The 22524-nt window shown below is 59.7% G+C and carries 22 protein-coding genes; 9 read left to right on the forward strand and 13 right to left on the reverse strand.

The genetic code is table 11. From position 1 onward, the window contains the following. Nucleotides 1–3 precede the first annotated feature (3 nt). From JT51_RS04035 to JT51_RS04065, 7 genes are all read right to left on the reverse strand, one after another. Nucleotides 4–1122 carry an alanine racemase gene (locus tag JT51_RS04035; RefSeq protein ID WP_037308110.1) on the reverse strand — a complete coding sequence of 373 codons (1119 nt, stop codon included), beginning with the start codon at nucleotides 1120–1122 and terminating at the stop codon, nucleotides 4–6. Beyond that, nucleotides 1119–2366: a D-arabinono-1,4-lactone oxidase gene (locus JT51_RS04040; RefSeq protein WP_037308113.1), complete on the reverse strand. Its 1248-nt coding sequence runs from the start codon at nucleotides 2364–2366 to the stop codon at nucleotides 1119–1121. The genes JT51_RS04035 and JT51_RS04040 overlap by 4 nt, the downstream gene beginning before the upstream one ends. A gap of 87 nt (nucleotides 2367–2453) precedes the next feature. Then, complete coding sequence (locus JT51_RS04045) at nucleotides 2454–2975, reverse strand: DUF2478 domain-containing protein (protein ID WP_037308115.1); 522 nt, start codon at nucleotides 2973–2975, stop codon at nucleotides 2454–2456. 73 nt (nucleotides 2976–3048) lie between these two features. Next, nucleotides 3049–3714: an NnrU family protein gene (locus JT51_RS04050; RefSeq protein WP_037308118.1), complete on the reverse strand. Its 666-nt coding sequence runs from the start codon at nucleotides 3712–3714 to the stop codon at nucleotides 3049–3051. Between the two features lie 107 nt (nucleotides 3715–3821). After that, nucleotides 3822–5885: an ABC transporter permease gene (locus JT51_RS04055; RefSeq protein ID WP_037308121.1), complete on the reverse strand. Its 2064-nt coding sequence runs from the start codon at nucleotides 5883–5885 to the stop codon at nucleotides 3822–3824. Beyond that, complete coding sequence (locus JT51_RS04060) at nucleotides 5882–6931, reverse strand: quaternary amine ABC transporter ATP-binding protein (RefSeq protein WP_037308124.1); 1050 nt, start codon at nucleotides 6929–6931, stop codon at nucleotides 5882–5884. Before JT51_RS04060 ends, JT51_RS04055 begins: the two co-directional genes overlap by 4 nt. A gap of 10 nt (nucleotides 6932–6941) precedes the next feature. Further along, nucleotides 6942–7892 carry an ABC transporter substrate-binding protein gene (locus JT51_RS04065; protein ID WP_037308127.1) on the reverse strand — a complete coding sequence of 317 codons (951 nt, stop codon included), beginning with the start codon at nucleotides 7890–7892 and terminating at the stop codon, nucleotides 6942–6944. A 419-nt stretch (nucleotides 7893–8311) separates the two neighbouring features. Here JT51_RS04065 and JT51_RS04070 point away from each other — a divergent pair, with 419 nt between their 5' ends. Together JT51_RS04070 and JT51_RS04075 are read left to right on the forward strand one after the other, a co-directional pair. Beyond that, nucleotides 8312–8974 carry a DNA-3-methyladenine glycosylase I gene (locus JT51_RS04070; protein WP_037308130.1) on the forward strand — a complete coding sequence of 221 codons (663 nt, stop codon included), beginning with the start codon at nucleotides 8312–8314 and terminating at the stop codon, nucleotides 8972–8974. Between the two features lie 42 nt (nucleotides 8975–9016). After that, on the forward strand, nucleotides 9017–9703 hold the full coding sequence (locus JT51_RS04075; protein WP_037308133.1) for a hypothetical protein: 687 nt from the start codon (nucleotides 9017–9019) through the stop codon (nucleotides 9701–9703). A gap of 2 nt (nucleotides 9704–9705) precedes the next feature. On the opposite strand, the gene JT51_RS04080 is transcribed toward JT51_RS04075, so the two are convergent. Further along, a complete protein-coding gene (locus JT51_RS04080; RefSeq protein WP_037308135.1) occupies nucleotides 9706–10110 on the reverse strand; it encodes a c-type cytochrome in 405 nt (134 codons plus the stop codon). 97 nt (nucleotides 10111–10207) lie between these two features. Between JT51_RS04080 and JT51_RS04085 the strand changes: the two genes are divergently transcribed. Then, the gene (locus JT51_RS04085) at nucleotides 10208–10645 is read left to right on the forward strand and encodes a DMT family transporter (protein WP_037308137.1); all 438 of its coding nucleotides are present in this window, start codon (nucleotides 10208–10210) and stop codon (nucleotides 10643–10645) included. Here JT51_RS04085 and JT51_RS04090 read toward each other — a convergent pair. The 3 genes from JT51_RS04090 to JT51_RS04100 all read right to left on the reverse strand — a co-directional run bounded on the left by JT51_RS04090 (nucleotide 10629) and on the right by JT51_RS04100 (nucleotide 13655). Continuing rightward, complete coding sequence (locus JT51_RS04090; protein WP_037308138.1) at nucleotides 10629–11315, reverse strand: ABC transporter ATP-binding protein; 687 nt, start codon at nucleotides 11313–11315, stop codon at nucleotides 10629–10631. The two genes, JT51_RS04085 and JT51_RS04090, sit on opposite strands and share 17 nt — an antisense overlap. Further along, nucleotides 11308–12603 (reverse strand): lipoprotein-releasing ABC transporter permease subunit, encoded by a 1296-nt coding sequence (locus JT51_RS04095; protein WP_037308140.1) that lies wholly within the window; start codon nucleotides 12601–12603, stop codon nucleotides 11308–11310. The genes JT51_RS04090 and JT51_RS04095 overlap by 8 nt, the downstream gene beginning before the upstream one ends. Nucleotides 12604–12668: 65 nt before the next feature. Then, nucleotides 12669–13655 (reverse strand): hypothetical protein, encoded by a 987-nt coding sequence (locus tag JT51_RS04100; RefSeq protein WP_152563291.1) that lies wholly within the window; start codon nucleotides 13653–13655, stop codon nucleotides 12669–12671. Nucleotides 13656–13992: 337 nt separating this feature from the next. On the opposite strand from JT51_RS04100, the gene JT51_RS04105 reads away from it, so the two are divergent. After that, on the forward strand, nucleotides 13993–14352 hold the full coding sequence (locus JT51_RS04105; protein WP_037308145.1) for a hypothetical protein: 360 nt from the start codon (nucleotides 13993–13995) through the stop codon (nucleotides 14350–14352). Here JT51_RS04105 and JT51_RS04110 read toward each other — a convergent pair. Together JT51_RS04110 and proS are read right to left on the reverse strand one after the other, a co-directional pair. Further along, nucleotides 14349–15242 (reverse strand): glycosyltransferase family 2 protein, encoded by an 894-nt coding sequence (locus JT51_RS04110; protein WP_037308146.1) that lies wholly within the window; start codon nucleotides 15240–15242, stop codon nucleotides 14349–14351. The two genes, JT51_RS04105 and JT51_RS04110, sit on opposite strands and share 4 nt — an antisense overlap. After that, nucleotides 15226–16566, reverse strand: coding sequence for a proline--tRNA ligase (gene proS, locus JT51_RS04115; RefSeq protein ID WP_037308148.1), 1341 nt, complete (start codon nucleotides 16564–16566; stop codon nucleotides 15226–15228). Before proS ends, JT51_RS04110 begins: the two co-directional genes overlap by 17 nt. A 168-nt stretch (nucleotides 16567–16734) precedes the next feature. On the opposite strand from proS, the gene JT51_RS04120 reads away from it, so the two are divergent. From JT51_RS04120 to JT51_RS04140, 5 genes are all read left to right on the forward strand, one after another. Next, nucleotides 16735–18099: an FAD-dependent oxidoreductase gene (locus JT51_RS04120; protein WP_037309461.1), complete on the forward strand. Its 1365-nt coding sequence runs from the start codon at nucleotides 16735–16737 to the stop codon at nucleotides 18097–18099. Continuing rightward, a complete protein-coding gene (locus JT51_RS04125; protein ID WP_037308149.1) occupies nucleotides 18099–19082 on the forward strand; it encodes an isopenicillin N synthase family dioxygenase in 984 nt (327 codons plus the stop codon). Before JT51_RS04120 ends, JT51_RS04125 begins: the two co-directional genes overlap by 1 nt. Nucleotides 19083–19164: 82 nt before the next feature. Then, complete coding sequence (locus tag JT51_RS04130) at nucleotides 19165–20238, forward strand: AI-2E family transporter (RefSeq protein WP_037308150.1); 1074 nt, start codon at nucleotides 19165–19167, stop codon at nucleotides 20236–20238. Continuing rightward, on the forward strand, nucleotides 20239–20928 hold the full coding sequence (locus tag JT51_RS04135) for an HdaA/DnaA family protein (protein WP_037308151.1): 690 nt from the start codon (nucleotides 20239–20241) through the stop codon (nucleotides 20926–20928). 49 nt (nucleotides 20929–20977) lie between these two features. Next, a complete protein-coding gene (locus JT51_RS04140; protein WP_037308152.1) occupies nucleotides 20978–22522 on the forward strand; it encodes a Ppx/GppA family phosphatase in 1545 nt (514 codons plus the stop codon). Nucleotides 22523–22524: the final 2 nt, after the last annotated feature.

Below are 22524 nucleotides of genomic sequence, written 5' to 3' on the forward strand. Positions count from 1 at the left end.
AGCCTAACTTGGCAAGCACGACCATTCATCAATCACCTGCCCGCCCCGGACGGTCAGCATGTGACCAAATTGGTTCAGCACGGCCTCGCTCTGGCTTGGCCACAGCAATGCGATGTTGCCCGGCTTAACGTTAGACGCACGCGGACCGGTCCAGACTTCCTGATTGCTGGAACGGCCAAAAACCGTTGAGTACCGAAAACCCTTCGGTAATACAGGCTTAGCAAGGAAGTTGCCGCCAAAGACCGCAATATCTGTTTTTGGTCGAGGCAAAAACTCCAGGCCCGGCAAAGCGTTACCTGGCATGGTCTTGAGAATCGGTGTCGCGATAAACGCGGCGGGCTGAAAATTCCGGGTTGCGGCGTGATCGAAATCGCTGGGCTTGACCAGGACAGAGCCGAAGGCGACCTCACTGGCGGCCCCGCCCGCAAGATAGGACTGAAAGGTCAGGCTGCCGCCGGTGTTCAGGCACAGCCCGGCCCCGGCGCCCGGCAAAGCGGCGACCGCGCGCTGGAACGCCTCGGCGCTGGAACGCGCGGCTTTTGGGCGCAGAATGCCGGGCAGTTTGGCCAGATGCGCCTCGTACCCCATCACCCCGGATAGGCGCGCGTAGGGGTGCGAGGTGATGGCCCGCGCGATATCGGCCACGTGATCCGGGTGCAGACCGCCGCGATGCAGGCCGATGTCCAGCTCTAGCGACAGGCGCAGGGGGGATTGCCTCTCTTCGGCCAGCTTCAGGTAATCCCGCAAGTGACCCGGCGTGTCGATCAGCCATTGCACACGCGCGGCGGCGTTGGGGTGTTTGGCCAGAACATGCGCCGCTGAACTTACGGGCAAGGGTTTTCCGATCAGATGATCGGTCTCTGGCTCAGCCTCCAAAAGCGACAGCAACATCGGTTCCGAGAATGTCATCAGGCCAGAGGTGGGGATAGTCTTTCGGATGTAATCCAGCAGTGGCCTGCATGGCAGCGACTTGGCGACCAGCCGCCGATCAAGGCCCGAATCCCCCTCCAGCACCCGCGCACAGTTGGCGTCCAGCCTGTCCAGATCAACCACAGCGACGGGCTTGTCGACCCCATGGGCGCGCAGGGTTTCCGACAAGGATTGCAGGTATGCGCCTCTCATGGCTGAAACAGTCGGGCAAGGGCGGGTGTCAGGAATTTACCCGCCGGATCAAGCTGTTCCCGCAACGCGCAAAAGCGGTCGAAATCAGGGTACAGCTCGGACAGCGTATTGTAGGTCAGACTGTGCATCTTGCCCCAATGCGGTCGGCCCCCGGCCTCAACCAGCAGCGGCTCAATGGCGTCAAAGAACGGCGCGTGATCCTCATCCACATCACTGTGTATGGCAATGGAAATGCGCGGCCCGCCCTGAAACGGCGACAGGCAGGCGGTGTCGCCCGCCGTCTGGCGCACCTCGATTGGGAAATATATGTCTTGATGATTCCGGTGCAGGCGCGTCAGAACCTCTTGCAGAACATCCTCTGCAACTTCGGGCGGCAGGTGATATTCCATCTCTTTGAACCGGATACGCCGATCGCTGCAAAGAACACGCCAGCTTTCGCCGACGTAATCCTCATCCGATTGCGCAAGGGTCAGAAGATGCAGCAACATTCTGCGCAGGCCAGGGCTGATCCGACCGGCGTTGCGTGCAAGTTTCAGCGCTTTGACCGCGATCATATCCAGATCGAACGGTGCCTTGGTTTCAGGGTCCGCCGTCAGTTCGTGTTGGATTTCCACGGCCCTGCCTGTGAACGGAAGGTAGAAAAATTCGAAATTCCGATGGTCTGCCCATTTCTGGTGCATATGCGTCAGCGTGTCCTCAATCCGGGCCAACCGTACGCGTCGCCGCAGATTGTATTTCGGAACCAGAGATACCTGCGCCTCGGTCAGAACACCCAACAGCCCCAGCGAGACCTGCACCATCTCAAGCGGGACATCGTCGGTGGACAGAATATCTCCGTCTGCACCGACCAGTTTGGCGGCGGTGATTTCCGCGGCAAGACAGGGCAAGCTGCGCCCGGTGCCATGCGTCGCGGTCGACGCCGCACCCGCCAGCGATTGCGCGTTGATGTCCCCAAGATTGCGAAATGCCAGACCATGATCCGCCAACGCCGGAGAGAGATCCCACAAGCGCGCATTTGCATTCACCCAAACCCGGTTTTCACCGACCTTTCCCAGCGTGGGCAGGTCCAACCCCGACAGATCAAGAATCCGATCCGCCCCGGCCACGATTGGGGTGAACGAATGCCCCGCCCCTACAACTCTCAGACTATCTGGCTGCGCCACCACCCGCTGCAATTCCGCAACTGACGACGGGCGCGTGATTAATGTCTGCGCACGCTGGTTTCCGGCCCAGTTGGTCCACATGTGCTTTCTCCTCCGGGTTTGAGGATTGCAGCACATAGGAATTGAAACAAGTCAGGATTACAGCGGCTTACCCTACGGGAGCTTCCCTTAGGCCGCAGCCGCCCGTTGGGCTGTTACGCGGTCAAGCCACGCAGTGATGGCTTCCAACTCTGGCGACAGCTGCTCGGCGGCACCATCGGTGAAGGCTTCGAATTTTTCCTTGTTCAATCCGTTCACACCGACCAGCACCGGGATATCCAGCGTCAGCGCCTCGGCGATTACAGGGCGGAAACCACGCCCGTCAGCCTCATGCTTGCCGAATTTATTGATGATCAGCAACTGAGGCGCATCAGTCAGCGAAGCCGTGACATAGCCAACCGCCTGTTCTAGCGCCGCCGGATCAAGGCGACAGCCGCGCGACTGCGTGCCCAGGGACTGCGAAATGCGGATGGTCTCGCCTTCCGGCAGTACTCGCACGTCCATGTCGCATTTGCTGCTGTCGACGCAATCGGTGTTGGTTTGCACCACACCTGCCAGCCGCGCGCCCGTGTTCAGCAGATGCTCGGCAGCTGCGCTTAGCAGGCGGTCAGTTGCGCCGCGATCGGTGGTGGTGACATAGGCCAGATACATCCAGAGACCCTCATTGTCCAAAAGTGTAACGTTCCAGATAGCACGCATACCGGTGTCCGGCCACTCCTGCGCGTTATGGAAGTGGTGATAGACCGATCACAGGTGCGTGCAGGTGAAGCAGAACCGCAAAAACGATAATTGAAATCAGCCTCACCCAGAGACGTGGCCAGGGTCGAGGTGCGCGCAATGACAGGCGCGCGGTGTTGCGCGACAGGCGCATCCATTCGCCGCCCATCACGCGCATGTTGCGGCGGTCGATGGTGGTCATGCCTATCCCTGCAAAACCTGTGAACAAGCCGAACAGAATGACGTGTGACAGGCTGCCATTGGCCAGCAGATGTGCCAAAGCCCACAGCATCAGCGCCGCCAGGATCGGGTGGCGCGTGGTGCGCAAGATACCGGGGTTTTCGGGATCGAACCGGCGATGCCCCAACCCGCCGAATGAAAACGGGTTCTGGATCGAAAGACCCGCAACCGCCAGCCAGCACACAACTGGCATGATCAAAACCGGGACCCAGCGAAAGATGGGAAGCGGGGGAATGACCTCGATATACGGGGCGTGCGCGGCTGCAATGATCAGCCACCCCAGAACCAGCAGGGACAGCACGGAATAGGCGGTGAAATACCCCCTGCGCCCCAATGATTCAATCAACCACCCACGCATCGTCGGGCGCGTCGGGATGACATGGCTCAGCATAAAGGTGATTAGTGCTGCAAGAAAAAGACCCCAGCCGGTCATGGCAATCTCCGAACATGTTGCGCCCGGTTTAAGACTTGGATACGCGGTGGTCCTTGTCCGAAATCAAGTCAGGAAACAGGGGCGGCTGCACCGCCCCTGCCCGTTGTTCACAGACCCAGCGCCTTGCGCCGCTCTTCGGCAAAACCCTGCACCATGCGGTCAGCAATCAGCGCAAGAATGGCCATTGCCGCCCCGGCCGAGATGCCCAGCCCCACATCCGCCTGCCCCAGCGCCAGATAGATCGACTGGCCCAGACCGGTGGTCCCGATCAGCGCCGCGATCACCAGCATGGCAAAGGCATAAAGGATGGTCTGGTTCAGCCCCAGCAGGATGGTCGGCGCGGCATAAGGCCCGCGTACATCACGCATGATCTGCCACTCGGTCGCGCCACTGGAAATGGCGGCCTCCATCATCTCTTCCGGGGTGTTGATCAGCCCGTGGCGGGTGTAGCGGATCATCGGGACGATGGCATAGGCGCAAATCGCCAGGAAGGCCGAGAACTCGCCGATCTGAAACACCATCAGGACGGGGATCAGAAAGACGAACAGCGGGATCGTCTGCAGCATGTCGCAGATCGGGCGCACCACTTTCCACACCGGCCCCCAGACCGCACTGGCCAGACCGATCAGACCGCCCACCACGGCGCACGAAAACACCGCCGCGCCGCTGAGGTAGAGCGACAGCAGCGCCCTCTCCCACAGGCCCGAGACGAGGATGGTGCACAGCAGCCCCACCGACAGCACCGCTAGACGCCAACCGCCCGCAACCCAGCCCAACGCAGCAGTGGCGGTCAGGACAAAGGGCCATGGCAGGTTCGAGATACCAGTTTCCAACATGCCAATCAGGATCAGCACCACCAGACCGCCGGTCAGACGCCCGCGCCACGCCATCAACGCAGCGATACCTGCACCTACGGCAAAAAGCCCATAGCTCATGCCCGGGGTCCATTGGAAACCCCATGTAAACGGCAGCACCGCCTGATCAAGGCCAATCCGCAACGGCAGCAACACATAGAACAGAGAGTTGTTCTTGAGCGCGTCCAGCCACGGTCCATTGGCCTGCGTGAACGCGGTCAGGCCGCTGTCAATCACATCGGCCATCGGATCCAGTATGGTCAGCTCGGACGGGTTGGGCAGCCACGCCCAGAAGGCCGCCGTGAACAGCACGGTAAAACCCAGCACGGCCCAGACGACACGCTGGTCATAGCGCTTGCGCTCAGTCGCGAGCGTGCCGCTCATCCGGTCGATCACCACAGCAAAGACAACGATCACCAGCCCGGCCATCAGCGCCTCGCCGAATTGTGCCTTGCGCATGGTCAAAAGAACTTCCCAGCCGATATCGTTGAACCCGCCGATCACGGCGGCGATGATCACCATCGACAGGGCGGCCATCAGGCATTGGTTCACACCAACCATGATCTGTGTGGCCGCCGCAGGGATTTCGACCTGAAACAGCTGCTGGAACCGCGTGCCGCCGGACATGATGGCGGCCTCTTTGATCTCGGGCTCGACCCGTTCCAACCCCAGCATCACGTTGCGCGCCATCGGCGGTGCGGCATAGATGGCCGAGGCGATCAGCCCGACCACCGGGCCAAAGCCGAACAGCAACAGCAAAGGCGTCAGATAAGCGAATGTCGGCACCGTCTGCATGACATCCAGCACCGCCTGCACAAAGGATTTCACCTTGGGCACTTCGTTGGCGAGGATGCCGATGGCCCCGCCCACCGTCAGCGCGACCGGAACGGAAACAGCCACCAGCGCCAGCGTATTCATGCTTTCGACCCAATACCCCGAGGCCAGCACAAAGCTGAGGCCAACGAAGCCCAGCGCCGCCATGGGCAACCCGCCCAGATACCAGCCCAGCGCCGTCACCAGCCCGATCAGGATCGGCCACGGCGTGTTGCCCAACACATAGTTGGCCGCATCCATCGGATAGGTCATCAGGTCGGAAAACAACCGCATCGCCGGTTTGATCCCGTTCAGGAACCAATCGAGGAATGTGCCGACCCACTCAGTCGCGGGCAATTCCCATGCGGTCGGCCATTTGACCAACCAGGGCGCGGCACCTTCCAGCGCCAGACACAGCGCGCCAACGATCACCGTGATCAGCGCCGCCTTGGCCCCGACCGTCAAATGCACCTGCTGCGAAGGGGTATCCGTGACGGCAGTCATGATTCATCCACCTGCAACGCAGCGGCCAGATCAGATGGATGCACTGTTCCAACGACCGCGCCGCTTTCGTCACGCACCGGCACGGGTTCATACAGCTCCATGCAATGCGCCAACGCGGCGTCCAGCGTCATCGCCGTGGTCAGACCGGGATCATCCGGGCCGCACTCACTTTCGTCCCGCATGACCGAGGCGACCTTGGCGTGCTGCCCCTTGGCCACATCCTTGGAGAACTCGCGCACATAGTCATCGACCGGGCGCAGCACGATATCCGTCGGTGTGCCGATCTGAACGATCTTGCCATCGCGCATGATAGCGATGCGATCGGCCAGTTTCAGCGCCTCGGCGATGTCGTGGGTGATGAATACGATGGATTTCTTCAGCGTCGCTTGAATGCGCAGGAACTCATCCTGCAACTGACGCCGGATCAGCGGATCAAGCGCCGAGAACGGCTCGTCCAGAAACCAGATGTCAGGGTTCACGGCAAGGCTGCGTGCGATCCCCACACGCTGACGCTGACCACCCGAAAGCTGGCGCGGGAAGCTGTCCTCGCGCCCTTCAAGGCCAACCAGCGAGATCACCTCTTGCGCGCGGGCAAGGCGCTCCTTGCGGCCTATGCCCTGAACACGCAGCGGATAGGCCACGTTTTCGGCAACGGTCATATGCGGGAACAGACCGAAATGTTGGAATACCATTCCCAGCTTTTTACGGCGCAATTCGGTCAGGGCTTTCTTCGAGGCCCCGATGACGTTCTCGCCATCGACACGAATCTCACCCCCCGTGCCCGGCAACAGCTGCGAGATACAGCGGATCAATGTTGATTTGCCAGAACCGGACAGGCCCATGATAACGAACAGCTCGCCATCCTTGACCTCAAAGTTGGCATCCTGAACGGCGGGAATAAAGCCCTTTTCGCTGAGGTCAGCGGCGGCTTTTTCGGCGTCATTCCCTGACCGAGACAGCGCGTCGGTCAGGGCTTTTTCAGCGCCCGGGCCAAAAACCTGCCAGAGATTCTGGCAGGCGATGGCTGGCGTATTTACGTCGGTCACTTAAGCAGGCTCACTGAGTTGCCGCGTCAACAACCGGACGCCACTTGCCTTCGTTTTCGGACATCCATGCCGCGACGACCTCTTCGACGGAACCGCCATCCACGTCGATCGCGCCCATCATCGGCTGCTGATCCTCAACTGCCAGTTGATAATTGGTCAGGATCTCATGGGCCGCCGGCCATTTGTCTTCCATGCCGCTCCAGCTGGCCTTGAAAATACGCGAGGGCGAAAAGTCACAATCGTTCACCGCGTTCGGGTTCGGGCCCCACGCCGGATCGTTGAAACAGGCGTCTTCGCCTGCGGGCAGTTCGACAAACTGCACGTCATAGGCCGACATTGCCCAATGCGGCTGCCAAAAGGTGATCAGCAGGGGCGATTTACGCTCTGTCGAGGCGCGCAGTTCAGCGATCAAAGCCCCTTCGGAGCCTGCAGGAACGGCCTTGAACGGCAGCTCAAGCCCGGTCATGCGGTCCGCGCCGGGTGTGCCCCAATCTGCGGGATAATCGACCAGACGACCGCCGGGCAGTGTTTCGGCAGTGGCAAAGACCTGCGCGCATTCCTTCAACGCCTCCCATGCGGGCAAGCCTGGGCACAGATCGGCCACATGTGCGGGATACGCGATGCCCTCTTTGGCGTTCAAGCCGAGATCACCGATTTCAACCACGGTGCCTTCGGCGACCTTCTTGGCGTATTCATCCGATACGTTCGACGACCAGATTTCAAGCGTGGCGTCGATGTCGCCATCGGCCACCGCCTGGAATTGGTTCATCATACCCGCGGTTACATATTCAACGTTGTACCCGGCTGCTTTCAGCATCTCACCTGCCACATGCGTGGTGATGTGTTGGCCGGTCCATTCGTTGATCGCCAGTTTGATCGGTTCATCCACCGCGCCCATATCGGCGGCGTAAGCGGACCCCGCGACCATCATAGCCAAAAGGCTTACACTCAGTTTTTTCATCGACATTCTCCCTGTCTTGTTTTGCTTTTGCCCACCCCGGCGAGTTGTTGCGCGCCGGAAAGTTTGTCTAACGACATACCATGTCGCAACATGCACAAAATTAGCCGGAAAAGGGAAGTGAACAGTTTGACACAAGGCGGAAAACTTCGCCCCTGAACCACGCTGTATGACCCCGCCTGCTGCATCGTACGGAACGCTCGCGCCCTGGGTTTTCACAACATGTCAGCGCGGTACATTGATTGACGAGTCAATCACAAACCCGAATCCGCCGTTTTGTCGAGTATTTCTTTTGCGTTTGGGCCGGTTTTTTTCCGCGTCACAATGAAATCCGTGGGAACGGACTCGTGAAACATGTCCCCGCGCCAAAGCCTTGCAACTGGCCGGTCAACGCGCGACCGTGTCAACGGAGGACGCCGCATATGCACCATTTCAACGATATTTTTCAGATGGCCGCCAACCGCCATGGCGGCCCCGACGCCCTAGAGGCAAAGCTGGTCAAACCCAAATCTGTGGCCGAACTGGCCGCCATTCCCGATGATCGCTGGCTGTCGATCATCTCCAAAACTGTCTTTCAGGCCGGTTTCAACTGGAAGGTCATCGAAAATAAATGGGACGGGTTTGAAACGGCGTTCGACGGCTTCGACGTCGGGCGCTGCGCCTTCATGGATGATGAGAAATTCGACGCGTTGCTGCAAGACACCCGTATCGTCCGCAATGGCACCAAGATTGCCGCCGTCCGCGACAACGCCGCATTTCTGCTGGAGCTGCGCGAAGAAGGCGGTACGGGCCAAGTTTTAGGTGGCTGGCCTTCAGAGGATTTCGCCGGGCTGCTGGCGATGTTGGGCAAACGCGGATCGCGTCTGGGCGGTGCCTCGGCCCAGTTTGCCATGCGGTTTGTCGGTCGTGACAGTTTCATGCTGTCACAGGATGTAACCGCGCGGCTGATCGCCGAAGGCGTGGTCGACAAACCTGTGACTTCGAAAAAGGCCATGGCGGCCGTGCAAGGGGCCTTTAACACATGGATGGATCAATCCGGGCGGTCGTTAACGGAAATCAGCCGGGTTTTGGCGATGAGCCTGTGAAAACGGCTTGCAGAGTGGATGCTTCGCAGTAGGCTTCGAACCATGGTCTGCCGCATTTTGATGATCTTTCTATTATTGCTCGCCTCATGCGGGCGCCCGCTGACAGAGCAGGAACGTGTGTTTGCCGGAACGATACAGGGTGAAACGCTTGACCCGAACAAAGTGCGGTTGGTTCAGGGGGCTCCGGTGGCACCGATCACCTTCTACCGCCAATCCCGGCCCCGCCTTGCCTGCCGCGAACGCATTCTGCCCCCACCGACCGAGGGCGTTGTTACAGCAAAACCCGCGGCCGTTGCCCTGTTCAACAGGGTTTACTTTACGCAGGAGTGGTATCTTGAGGACTATATGTCCGATTTCCCCGAGCAGATGAACCTGATCGCCGCGATGCTGCTGTCGCATGAGCTGACCCATGTCTGGCAATGGCAGAACCGCCGCACGACAGGATACCACCCGCTGCGCGCGGCGGCGGAACACGGCGGCAACAAAGACCCTTACCTGTTCGATCTGGAAACCTCATCCGATTTTCTGTCCTACGGATTTGAACAGCAGGGCGCCATCGTCGAAGAATACGTCTGCTGCCGGGCTTTGGACCCCGCCGCCCCGCGTACGCAAAGGCTGCACGATATGCTGGGCGTCCATTTCGACCTGTCCCCGTTGACGAAACAGAAACGCGAACGCGCGGTGATCATTCCGTGGAGCGGCGCTGAGATCGACGGCATTTGCCGGTAAAGCTAGCCGCCCTGCAACGTCTTCAGAAACGCGACCAGATCCACAATCGGCTGGCTGGTCAGGATCGGTTGGCCCGCGGGCGTTTTCAACGTAGCATCCTGCCCCTTGAAAAACGGCCCATACACCGGCATCGGGCTGCCGTGGCTGACCAGCGGGTCTTGCCCGTCGATGCGGGCGACCACACGGGCGACCGGGAATTCGCCGTCCGCCCCGGTCAGTTTCGTCAAATCCGTCGGCTGAACGACCAGCACACCGGCCATCGGGCCATACCCGGTTGCGTCGATCCCATGACATGTCGCGCAGTAGTGCTGAAAGAGTTCGCCGCCCGTCTCGACGTTCTGAGCAAGACCCTGTGTCGCCATTCCCATCACAGCCGCTGAAACTGCCCCAAGCATCGGCCTGATCATCACATCCTCCTGTCACGATTGACATTTGCAGGCTTGCCCCACTGGTGGCTTGGCGCAATGATCCAGATCAACGAACCCGGCGCAGAGGATACAGGCAATGACACAATACGCAGCCATCATGCTGGCAGCTGGAATCGGCGTGCCGATCCTTGCGGCGCTGAACGCGGCCCTCGGCAGGATGATCGGATCGCCGACCACGGCCGCCGTCGTCCTGTTTGCCATCGCATTTGGCGCATCAGCATTGGTGATGCTGCTGTTTCCGGGCATTGGGGCGCTGTCCAAAGTTGCGCAGGCGCCCAAACACCTGCTGCTGGCAGGTGTACTGATCGCCTTTTACGTGCTGTCGATCACCCATGTCGCCCCACATTTCGGTGTCGGCAACGCGGTGTTCTTTGTGCTGTTGGGTCAGTTGGTCAGTACCGCAGCCATCGACCATTTCGGCCTGTTCGGCGCCCAGATCACGCCACTGACATGGGTACGGGCGGGTGGTATCGCGGTGATGGCGGCCGGAGTCGCGATCACTCAACTGGCCTGAGCATACCCGCGTCCAGCCGCAGCTTGCGATCCATCCGCGCAGCAAGCTCCATATTATGCGTGGCGATCAGCGCCGAAAGCCCCTCGTCCCGGACCAGCGCCATCAACGCATCAAACACCTGGTCCGAGGTTTCAGGGTCCAGATTACCCGTCGGTTCATCCGCCAGCAGGATGCGCGGCTTGTTGGCCAGCGCCCGGCAAAAGGCCACCCGCTGCTGCTCGCCACCGGACAGGGCCGCCGGGCGGTGATCGGCGCGCGGCGCTACGCCAACGCGGTCCAGCAAGGACATCGCCCTTTTTTGTGCGGCCTTCTCGGGCACACCGTTGGCCAGTTGCGGCAGGGTGATGTTTTCCAGCGCCGTGAATTCCGGCAACAGGTGGTGGAACTGATAGACAAACCCCACATCCTGCCGCCGCAGCGCGGTGCGGGTACGGTCGCCCTTGCCGGTCACATTCTGGCCCGCAATTTCAACCGCCCCTTCATCAGGTGTATCCAGCAACCCGGCAATGTGCAGCAGGGTCGACTTGCCTGCCCCAGAAGGCGCAACCAACGCCACAGCCTCGCCCGCGCGCAGGTCCAGATCAACACCACGCAGCACCTGAACCTCACCCGGCGTGCCTTTCAGATAGGTCTTGGTCAGACCGCTCAACCGCATCGTCACATCATTCATAGCGCAGCGCCTCAACCGGGTTCAGCCGCGCCGCGCGGCGGGCCGGAAAATAGGTGACAAGGAACGAAAGACCCAGCGACAGCCCAATCGCCTTGAGCACATCTGACAAATGCAGCTCGGCCGGCAGCGCATAGATACCGCGAATGGACGGGTCCCAGACACCACCGCCCATGACATAATTCACGAACGAGAATATCGGGTCGATATAGATCGCAAACAAACAGCCCAGCACGACGCCCAGCACGGTGCCGATAATGCCGGTGAATGCGCCACAGATGAAAAACACCCGCAGGACCGAGCCTTCACTCAGGCCGATGGTGCGAAGGATACCGATATCGCGCCCCTTGTTCTTGACCAGCATGATCAGGCCGGAAACGATGTTCATCGCCGCAATCAGCACAAGGATCGACAGGATGATGAACATCACGTTGTCCTCGACCTCCAACGCGCGCAGGAACCCACCCGAGGCGTCCTGCCACGTCCAGATCTGGCTGCGTTCGCCCGCTGCCTCAAGGATCGGAATCAGGATCGGGGTCAGGTCTTCGGGGCGGTCGACCATCACCTCGATCTCATCGGCCACGCCTTCACGGTTGAAAAAGCTCTGCGCCTGATCGAAGGGCATATAAACGCGCGTGCGGTCGATATCGTACCGCCCGGCCGAGAACACATAGACCACACGATATGCGCTTACGCGGGGCGAGGTTCCAAAGGCGGTCTTCACCCCATTGGGCGAAGTCAGCCGGACCGTATCCCCCACGGTTGCCCCAATGCTGCGCGCCACGCCCGAGCCGATGGCGATGACCTCGTCACCATTTTGAAACTGCGAAAGATCCCCCACGGCCTGCTCACTTTGGGCGACGCCGGGCAGATCGTTCAGATCATCGGGCTGGATGCCAAAAACCTCGACCCCGCTGCTGCGGTCGCGGTTGGTGATCAACACCTGCCCTTTGACCAAAGGTGCCGCGCGTTCAACGCCAGGCACCTGCGCGATGCGGTCAGCGGTATCGTCATAGTTCACAATGGTCCGGTCCACACGACCCTGCGCATCGAACTGACCCGCAGAATAGACCGTGACATGCGCATTGGCCCCCAGAATGGTGCCCACGAACTCGGACCGGAACCCCGACCGAACGGCCAACGTCGCGATCAATGCGAAAACCGCCAGCGTGATCCCGATCAGGGAAATCCACGTCATCACACTGACGCCGCCTTCGGCGCGGCGCGCACGCAGGTAGCGCCACGCGATTTTCCATTCAAAAGGCGCAAAGGGCGGGGGTGTTTTGGCCATGCCTGCTCCGGTTTTTGTGTTTGGCGCGACCCTTTCGGCATTTCGCCGGATGGTCAAGCCGGTTGTCAGCCCGTCAGGGCTGCGGTTCGCTTCAACACATCTTCCGTGCGGGACCGGTCGCAAATGCCGCGGCTTTCCAAGTCGGAGAACACCCGGTCACGCAAATCGTCGGGCAGCTTTGACACAGCCCGATTGTGCAAGCCCATCGTCAATGTGGCCGGATCATCAAGGCGCGCCATCTGCGTTGCCAGCATTTCGCGCGAATACGACGGCCATAGCCCTATGTTCCCACTCGCAGTGTTTTCAAACCACGGGGCGTAGCCGTCCGGGGATTTCAGACAGAAGGCATTCATCAGCATGAATTCGGACGGCCGCCTGCGCGACGCAAACAATGCCTGAACCGACCCGTATCGCGCATTGATTTCATTCAGCAAAGCCAGAACCAAAGACCGGCGAACCGGGAATGGTGTCGAAAAATTCGTGGTCAACAACTGGCTCAGGTCCGGGTGTGGTACGTCAAGGGCATCCAGGCTTTCGCACAACCACTTTCGGTGAAAATCGCTTTCTATTCCGATGAATGGAATGCGGGCCACGCCGGACGTCGAAAAATACTCCGATTCATCAAAGGCGCGCAGGAAGACGTTCTTGGTATCCAGGATGATCAAATTCTCTGACGCGGCAACCCGCGCCGCGCCCAGTTTCAGAACCTGCTGCGACCGGTAGCCATTGTTGCCACGCCACCCTCCCTTTCGGGCGGCGGGAATACGAAAGCGGTTTTCGATCAGAATTTTGTCCAGCATCGGTTGCCGCGCGCAATGGCCCGGAGCCAGAAGAACGTCGTCCCCGCTGAGGATTGAAACCTTGGAGCGCAATGGGCCGTAAGCCGACAGAACAGGTTCAATGTTCGCGCGCAGCCGGGCTTCCTCAACGTCGTTTAAGATTATGTGAATCGATCCGACGCTTGCCGGATCAACGAAACGGGCGAAAGACAACGCCTGAAGTTCAAGCAAGGGATAGTCTTTGGAGTAAACGACCGTTGCGAAACTTAGCAAACCGTGGGTCCTTTCGAAGTTTAGGCCCGTGTAGCAGCAATTTTTGTGCAGTCCAATTCAAGCTGGACTTTAGCGCAAAGCGAATCAGTACAACCCGGCGAAACTGCGCCGTTCGGTTTTAAGGAGATCGCCCCAGATCGCCATTACACCCTTAGTTGTGACCGCCTTCACAGACAGAACGTTATTGTTTCAGCTATGAAGTCAATGTGAGCGTTGCGAGGCGTACTGAACTCAAAATGCAACATTTTGAACGCAATATTATTTCGTATTTTGCTTATTTTGGAAAACTTTGTCACCCTGTCAGTGGGGGAATACATTTTAAGAGCGGGGGTCGCTCATGAGTATTCAATTTGAAACAGCTAAGGCGGGCACGATTTCAGCCCGAAACGCTTCTACAGAACTGGATTGTGAAACCGCAGCTTTGCTGCGCGCCGCGATCCGACCGGTGTTTTCCAGCGCGGCAAGCTGGGGCAACCTGACCGACATCCTGAAAGACAAAGGATATCGTCTGGCGTTCCGGCAGGGTCGGCTTTGTATCACCGATCGCACGACCGGCGACCGTGTTTGCGGTCTGCAGTTCCTTGGGTTCGAGCTCAAAGACCTTGTGCGCCGACTGGGGCGCCCAATGGTTGTGGCACGTGGCAGTCAGGCGGATGGTGATCTATTGACCGTCCGGCCCACGGTGGGCGGCGCTTAATACTGCCGCCAGACCTGAGCTGACCGACGAACGGTCTTCCACAGGCTGTGGCGCGCGGCTGCCTTCAGGGCATCCGAAGTTCCCGGGCGTAACAATTGCTCGAGTATCAGGCGGGCCGGCATATGGCCGCGCCGATAGAACCGCATGAAATCCTCTTGCGTCAAATCCCGGGCAGACTTGAAATCGGCGTAGTACTTGCCCCAGACACGAGCATAATCCTGACCCGTGCTGGTGTCGTCATCTGTCACCCCCCTGCCCCAGAACAACGAAATGGGATCATCCATGCGCGCGCCCTGATACCCCTCAGCAAGCAGCCGCAACATCAGGTCATAGTCGGCTGCAACGCGAAACTGCGTGTCGTGTCCGCCCAGAGCCAGAAAAACATCCCGCTTCAGAAAGACCGAGTTGTGGCAGAACGGCATACGTTGCAGGATCGCCTGCAGGGACATCCGCTTTTCCCGGGTTTCGGTTCCATCCTCATATCGGCGCAGGGTCGATCCGAACAGGAAATCGGGCTGTGCCGCCTCAAGCCGATCTGCGGCGATGTTCAAAATATCGTCGGACGCCAGCGAGTCATCAGAGTTCAGGAACAGCAGATACTGACCCTGTGCGACCTGCGCCGCTTTGTTCATTGCGTCATAAAGACCTGTGTCCGGCTCGCTGATCACGCGGGTACGCTGCGCATCCGCAGTCAGGCTCTTTAAAAATTCGACCGTACCATCGGTCGACGCGCCGTCCTGAATAATATGTTCTGCTCGGTCGCAACCTTGACGCGCCATGCACTCGATTACACCGCGAAAGCTGTCCTGCCGCCCCTGGGACAGCAGGTTATGCGTCGCGGTGATGACCGAGATCAGCGGCGCGTCTGGTTGATCAGGCAATGCGCTCATAAATCTCGGCGATTTTGGTAACGGCGGCCTCAGGGCTCAGTTCCTCGCTTTCGCCGGTGCGACGGCTGGTCAGTTCGACGACACCGTTTTTCAGACCGCGCGGGCCAACGGTGATGCGCCAGGGCAGACCGATCAGGTCCATGGTGGCGAACTTGCCCCCGGCCCGTTCCTTGCGGTCATCATACAGCGGGTCCAGCCCCAGCGCCGTCAGCGCCTTGTAAAGTTGTTCGCAGGCCGCATCCGCCTCGTCATCGCCTTGTTTCAGGTTGACGATTCCGCAATGGAACGGCGTCACACCTTCGGGCCAGATGATGCCCTTATCGTCATGGCTGGCCTCGATGATCGCGCCGATCAAACGGCTGACACCGATGCCGTGGCTGCCCATGTGAACTGGCGTCGGCTTGCCGTCGGGGCCCTGGACGGTTGCGCCCATGGCTTCCGAGTATTTGGTGCCGAAATAGAAAATCTGCCCAACCTCGATGCCCCGAGCGACACGGCGACGGTCCTCGGGCACCTGATTGAACAGCGCCTCGTCATGGGTTTCGTCCGTGCGGGCGTATTTCGAGGTGAACTCTTCCAGGATCGCCTGACATTGCGCCCGGTCGTCATAATCAATCTGACGATCGCCAAATGTCAGGTCCGTGACGGCACTGTCATAGAAAACCTCGGACTCACCGGTATCGGCCAGCACAAGGAATTCATGGGTGTCATCACCACCAATCGGGCCGGAATCAGCGCGCATCGGGATGGCTTGCAGGCCCATACGTTCATACGTGCGCAGGTAGCTGACCAAGTGGCGGTTATAGGCGTGCAGGGCGTCCTCTTTGGTCAGGTCGAAATTGTAGCCGTCCTTCATGTAGAATTCGCGCCCCCGCATCACGCCGAAACGCGGGCGGATTTCGTCGCGGAATTTCCACTGGATTTGGTAGAGCGTTAGCGGCAGGTCTTTGTAGCTGCTGACATGGCCGCGGAAAATGTCGGTGACCAGTTCCTCCGCCGTGGGCGTGAACAGCATGTCACGTTCGTGCCGGTCCTTCATCCGCAGCATTTCCTGACCGTAGTCGTCATAACGACCGGATTCGCGCCACAGGTCGGCCGATTGAATGATGGGCATCTGGATGGCGATGTGACCAGCGCGCGCCTGTTCCTCATGCACGATGTTTTCCAGCTTGCGCAGCACTTTGAATCCCAGCGGCAGCCAGGAATAGATCCCGGCCGAGGCCTGCTTGATCATGCCCGCGCGCAGCATCAGCCGGTGGCTGACGATCTGAGCCTCGGACGGGTTTTCCTTGAGAACGGGCAGAAAGTAACGGCTGAGGCGCATTGTGTGACCTTCAAAGGTGAGAATTCGACTTCAAAGGTGATTATGCCAAAGCCCCGCCGGGGGCAATCATGCATTGGCGTTTTTGCGACCCCGGGCCGGTCGGTTTTGTGTTTGACCCGCCAGTCAGAGACCGTAAATGTGGCCGAACTGCAATTCCAAGAGGTCGCGATGCAAACGATCACCGAGCCTGCCCGCCAGATTCCAGTTGTTCACCAGACAGACGTATTGGTTGTCGGGTCCGGTCCGGCTGGTCTGGCTGCGGCGCTGGCCGCCGCGCGTGCCGGGGCCGAGGTGTCCCTGGTCGATCGTTTCGGCTGCATGGGCGGCAATATCACCGCCGTGGGTGTCGAAGGGTTCGCCTGGTACCGCCATGAACAGACGGTCGAGGCAGGCGGCATAGGGACAGAGTTCGAAACCCGCGCCAAGGACATGGGCGCGGCGGTGCCCGAAAGCCAATCGCTGAGTTACGAGCTGGACAGCGAAGGGTTCAAGCTGGTGGCCGACAAGCTGGTTGAAGAGGCCGGCGTGCATCCGATGCTGCACCGGCAGTTTGTCGCTCCGATCATGGACGGCGACCGGATCACCGGCATCATCACTGAATCCAAGGCTGGGCGCGAGGCGATCCGGGCCAACGTAGTGATCGACGCCACGGGTGACGCCGATGTGGCACATCGCGCCGGGGCACCAACCCACAAGACGGCGCGCGAGGATATGATGGCGGCTTCGGTCATGTTCCATCTAGCAGGCGTCGACAAACGTGCCTTTATGGAGGGCGTCAAGGCCGACCCGCAGACCTATAAGGACTGGGGCGGCGGTGGCGAGTGGAACATCGAGACCTCGGGCAAAGAGGACGACATGTTCTCGCCCTTCATGCACAAGCCGTTTCAGCAGGCGATTGATCAAGGGCTGATCCCACCGCATCTGAACACCATCGCGGGCACCTGGGGCGCGATGCATGACACGGGTGAATTGACCTATATGAACCTGATCCATCTGGCCGAGGTCGACGGCACCGACCCCGAGAGCCTGACAAGGGGTGAGATCGAAGGCCGCCGCCAATCCATGCTGGCCATCGAGGCACTGCGCCGGTTCATGCCGGGATGCGAGAATGCGCGGCTGCGAAATTTCGGGATGACCATCGGCATCCGCGACACCCGCAAGATCGACGCGATTTACAACATGACCGAAAACGATGCGCGCCATCAGGGCCGATTCGAGGATTCGATTGGCATCTACCCCGAATTCATCGATGGCTATGGCATTCTGATCCTGCCGACCACAGGCCGATATATGCAGATCCCCTATCGTTCGATGCTGCCCAAGGGTGTTCAGGGCCTTTTGGTTGCCGGACGATCGCACGGGGCGGATAAGGTGGCCCATGCCGCAACACGCAATATGGCCTGCTGCGCAGTCATGGGTCAGGGTGCCGGGATTGCGGCGGCCCTGTCGCTGAAAAGCAACCAAAACCTGCAGGAGCTGAACCTTGCCTCAGTTCATGCCGAACTGGATCGGCAAGGCGTAAGGATTCACTGATGGACCGCATTCCAACAATCGACATTTCGCCGCTGCGTGACGCCTCTCATCCCGAATTCGGCCGGGCGGTTCAGCAAGTGATGGATGCCGGTACGCAGATCGGGTTTCTGTCGATCACTGAAAGTGGCGTTCCCGAGGAAACCGTCAAGAACATGCGCAACTGCGTGCGGGCGATCTTTGACATCGAAGAAAGTTCGAAATGGGATCAGGCGATCACCCGCGAAAACTATCGCGGGTTTATCCCGATGGGGTTTTTCACACCAAATGACGGGTCCGGCCACGCGGACAGATACGAGGGTTACAAACTGCATCATGAGGTGGCCAGCAATGCGCCCATTCGCGGGGCCTGTGCGCTTTACGGTCCCAATATCTGGCCGCATCAGGTGCCCCATGCCCGCGCTGTTGTCCTTGACTACTGGTCCCAACTGGACCGCGTGGCGGATATGCTGCTTGGGGCGCTAGAGGTGGGTCTTGGTCTGCCTGCGAATGTGTTGCGCCAGGCTTTCCGTGACCCGATGACCAATATGACCCTGCTGCATTATCCGCCTCAGAATCCCGACGACGGCGGCTATGGCATCCATCCCCACAAGGACACCGATGCGCTGACCATCATCGCCCCTGACCCCGTAGGCGGGTTAGAAGTACAGACCCGCGATGGCGGCTGGATCACTCCCGATTGCCCACCGGGCGGTTTCATCGTCAACATCGGCGACATGCTGGAGCTTTGGTCCGGTGGCCGGCTGAAATCGACGCCACACCGGGTGATCAACCGATCCGGCAAGGAACGCTATTCCTTTCCCTACTTTGCGGTGCCGCGCCATGACGTGGTCGTCGCGCCCCTGTTGCCGCCCCTGCCCGGGTTTGACCGCCCGGCGGTCCATTGCGGCCATTGGTCAGCCGAGATTTGGCGCACCAACTGGGCGGATGAAACGGCGCACGACAAGACCCCCGAACTGGGCACGCTGCACGATGGGGATCGTTAAATCCCCAAAGGCATGAAGCGCTTGCATCGCGGGCCTGCATAAGCCAAGAACACGTGCAAAAGCAGCACCAAAGGGGACAGTCATGGCTTTGCCAGTGAAGGATCAGCTTAGATACTGGGGCATTGCCGCTGTGGTTTTCGTGCTGCTGCTTTGGACCCTTGGCGATGTATTGCTGCCATTTGTAATCGGCAGCGCCATCGCATATTTCCTCGACCCCCTTGCGGATCGGTTGGAGAATCTGGGTTTGTCGCGTATGGCGGCAACCGGGATCATCACGGTCATGGGAATTTTCGGTTTTGCCCTGATGGTGCTGATGGTTGGGCCTGCCCTGATCACCCAGCTGATTGACCTGATCGAAGTGATGCCCAGCCTGTTCAAGCAACTGCGCGGCTTCATCGAACAGCAATTCCCATCGCTTTTGGATAACCAATCCAGTTCACACCAGTTCCTTGTGTCGCTGGGTGAGACGCTGAAATCGAAAACCGGGGATGTGCTGCAATCGGTCCTCACATCGCTTGGATCAGCGCTTAACGTTGTGGTCCTGCTGGTCATCGTGCCGGTGGTGACCGTTTACATGCTGTTGGACTGGGACCGCATGATCGCCCGAATCGGAGAGCTTTTGCCCCGGGATCACGCCCCCACGATCAAACGTCTGGCGTCTGAAATTAACGAAGTTCTGGCCTCTTTCGTGCGCGGCATGGGAACCGTATGCCTGATCCTTGGCACCTATTACGCGGTGGCCCTGATGGCCGTTGGCCTGCAATTCGGCCTGATCGTTGGCTTTATTGCCGGTCTGGTCACATTCATCCCCTATTTGGGCGCGCTGATCGGCGGTTCGCTGGCCATTGGTCTGGCGATGTTCCAGTTCTGGGGCGACTGGGCGCATATCGGGCTGGTCGCAGGCATCTTTGCCTTGGGTCAGGTGACCGAGGGGAATTTCCTGACCCCCAAGCTGGTCGGCAGCTCGGTCGGTTTGCACCCTGTCTGGCTGCTGCTGGCGCTGTCGGTGTTCGGCGCGCTGTTCGGGTTTGTCGGTATGCTGATCGCGGTGCCAGTTGCGGCGGCGCTGGGTGTGGTGGCACGTTTCGCCACGTCGATGTATCTGGACAGCCGCCTGTATACCGGTCTTGAGGGGCTGGATCAGGAAGACGAATAAATGGCCCAACAGCTGAGCTTTGACCTTCCGGCCAAAACTGCGCTGGGGCGCGAGGATTTCTATGTCTCTTCGGCCAATGCGCTGGCCGTTGCGATGATCTCGGCCACGTCATGGCCGGGCAACAAACTGGTGTTGAGCGGCCCTGCTGGTGCCGGCAAAACGCATCTGGCCCATGTCTGGGCAGCAGAAACGGGTGGCCACATCATCCTGGCCTCGGATGTGCGGCACGAAGATGTGCCCGAACTGGCACGTACCCCGGTTGCGGTCGAAGATGTGCCGATGATCGCCGGTGATCCGGAACAGCAAAAGACCCTGTTTCACCTGCATAATCTGGTATTGGCCGAAGGCCACGCCCTGTTGATGACCGGGCGGTTGGCCCCGAATTTTTGGCAATTGCCGCTGCCGGATTTGCAAAGCCGCATCGAGGGTGCCCACCACGTAGCGCTTGATCCGCCCGACGATCCGTTGCTGGGTGCCGTTCTGGCCAAGCTGTTCGTGGACCGGCAACTCAACCCCGCCCCCGAAGTCATCGCCTATCTGGTCAAACACATGGACCGGCGATTTGAAACGGCGGCAAATGTCGTGGCACAGCTGGATCGGCTGGCGCTGTCGGAAAAGCGGGAAATTACCCGGGCTTTGGCAGTGCGGGTTTTGAACTCGGACCCCGAAGATATCGAATCTGACAATTGACCCGCCCCCGGCGATTTCGCATTCTGCTGCCGGAATATCTGGAAAGAACATGGATCACACCGTCGAAACCGAAATCCCCGATTGGGACCCCTTCGGAAAGCCGCTGTTCGACAACCCCGAGGCCCGGGCGCTTTCGCGCGTGGGTGTCGTCGATGTCGGATCAAACTCGGTCCGGATGGTGATTTTTGACGGGGCGGCCCGGTCTCCGGCGTATTTCTATAATGAAAAGGTGATGTGTGAGCTGGGGGCCGGTTTGTCGGAAACCGGTCGCCTGAACCCTCGTGGCCGCACCCGTGCCCTTGCCGCATTGCGCCGGTTTCAACGATTGGCTGACGATCTGGGTCTGCCCGGGTTGCATGTGGTCGCCACTGCCGCCGTGCGCGAAGCCGAGGACGGCCCGGAGTTCTGCGAAGAAGTGAAGGCGGAAATTGGTCTGACGGTCTCGGTCATCGACGGCGGAGAAGAGGCGCGCCTGTCCGCTCAGGGTGTGCTGCTGGGCTGGCCGGGGGCTTATGGTCTGATCTGCGATATTGGCGGCTCGTCCATGGAGCTGGCCGAAATCGGCGACGGCGATGTCGGGCGGCGCGTCACCTCGGCGCTGGGTCCGCTGAAACTGCGCGATATCAAGGGCGGGCGACGTGCCCGCAAGGCCCATATCAAGACCACCATGGAGGAACTGCGCGATCAGATGGGGCCACAGCGCGACCGTCTGTTCCTTGTTGGTGGCAGCTGGCGGGCTTTCGCACGGCTGGACATGCTGCGCCGTGGATACCCATTGAACGTACTGCATGAATACCGCATGACCACGACGCAGGTGCGTGAAACCATCAAGTTCATCGAAAACGGCGACCCTGACAAGCTGCGCAGTCAGGCCGGTGTCTCAAGCTCGCGTATGGCGCTGATCCCCTATGCGATGGATGTTCTGGCGCGGCTGATCCGCACGTTCAAACCTAAGGATATCGCGATTTCAAGCTATGGTATCCGCGAAGGGTTGCTGTACGAACAGATGCCGCAAATCCTGCGTGATCGTGATCCGTTGATCGAAGCCAGCCAGTTTTCCGAGGCCAAGGATGCCCGCCTGCCCGGTTTCGGTAAACATCTGTACGAATTTGTCATGCCACTGTTCCGCTCGGCCCCGCCCGCCCGAGTGCGTCTGGTCAAGGCGGCCTGCCTGCTGCATGATGTCAGCTGGCGCGCGCACCCCGATTACCGGGCCGAGGTTTGTTTCGACAACGTCACCCGCGCCAATCTGGGCGGATTGAAACATTCGGAACGGATTTTCATCGGCCTCGCCCTTCAGCACCGCTATCGCAACAAGCGCGAAGGCAACCGGTTTGCCCCGCTTTATGAGTTGCTGGACGAGAAGGATCAGAAACAGGCGGAAATTCTGGGCAAGGCCATGCGGTTTGGCGCAATGCTGTGGATGCACAGCAACGCCACCATGGGGGCCCTGCGATTCTATCCCAAGAAACGCAAACTCGAACTGTTTCTACCCAAAGCTGCTGGCCCGCTGTTCAACGAAGTTGCTGAGGCGCGCCTGAATTCACTGGCCAGTGCAGTGAAATCTGAAACCCGCGTGGTTATCAAAGGTTAAGT

It is taken from the genome of Ruegeria halocynthiae, assembly GCF_000743705.1.
Lineage (GTDB): Bacteria > Pseudomonadota > Alphaproteobacteria > Rhodobacterales > Rhodobacteraceae > Ruegeria > Ruegeria halocynthiae_B.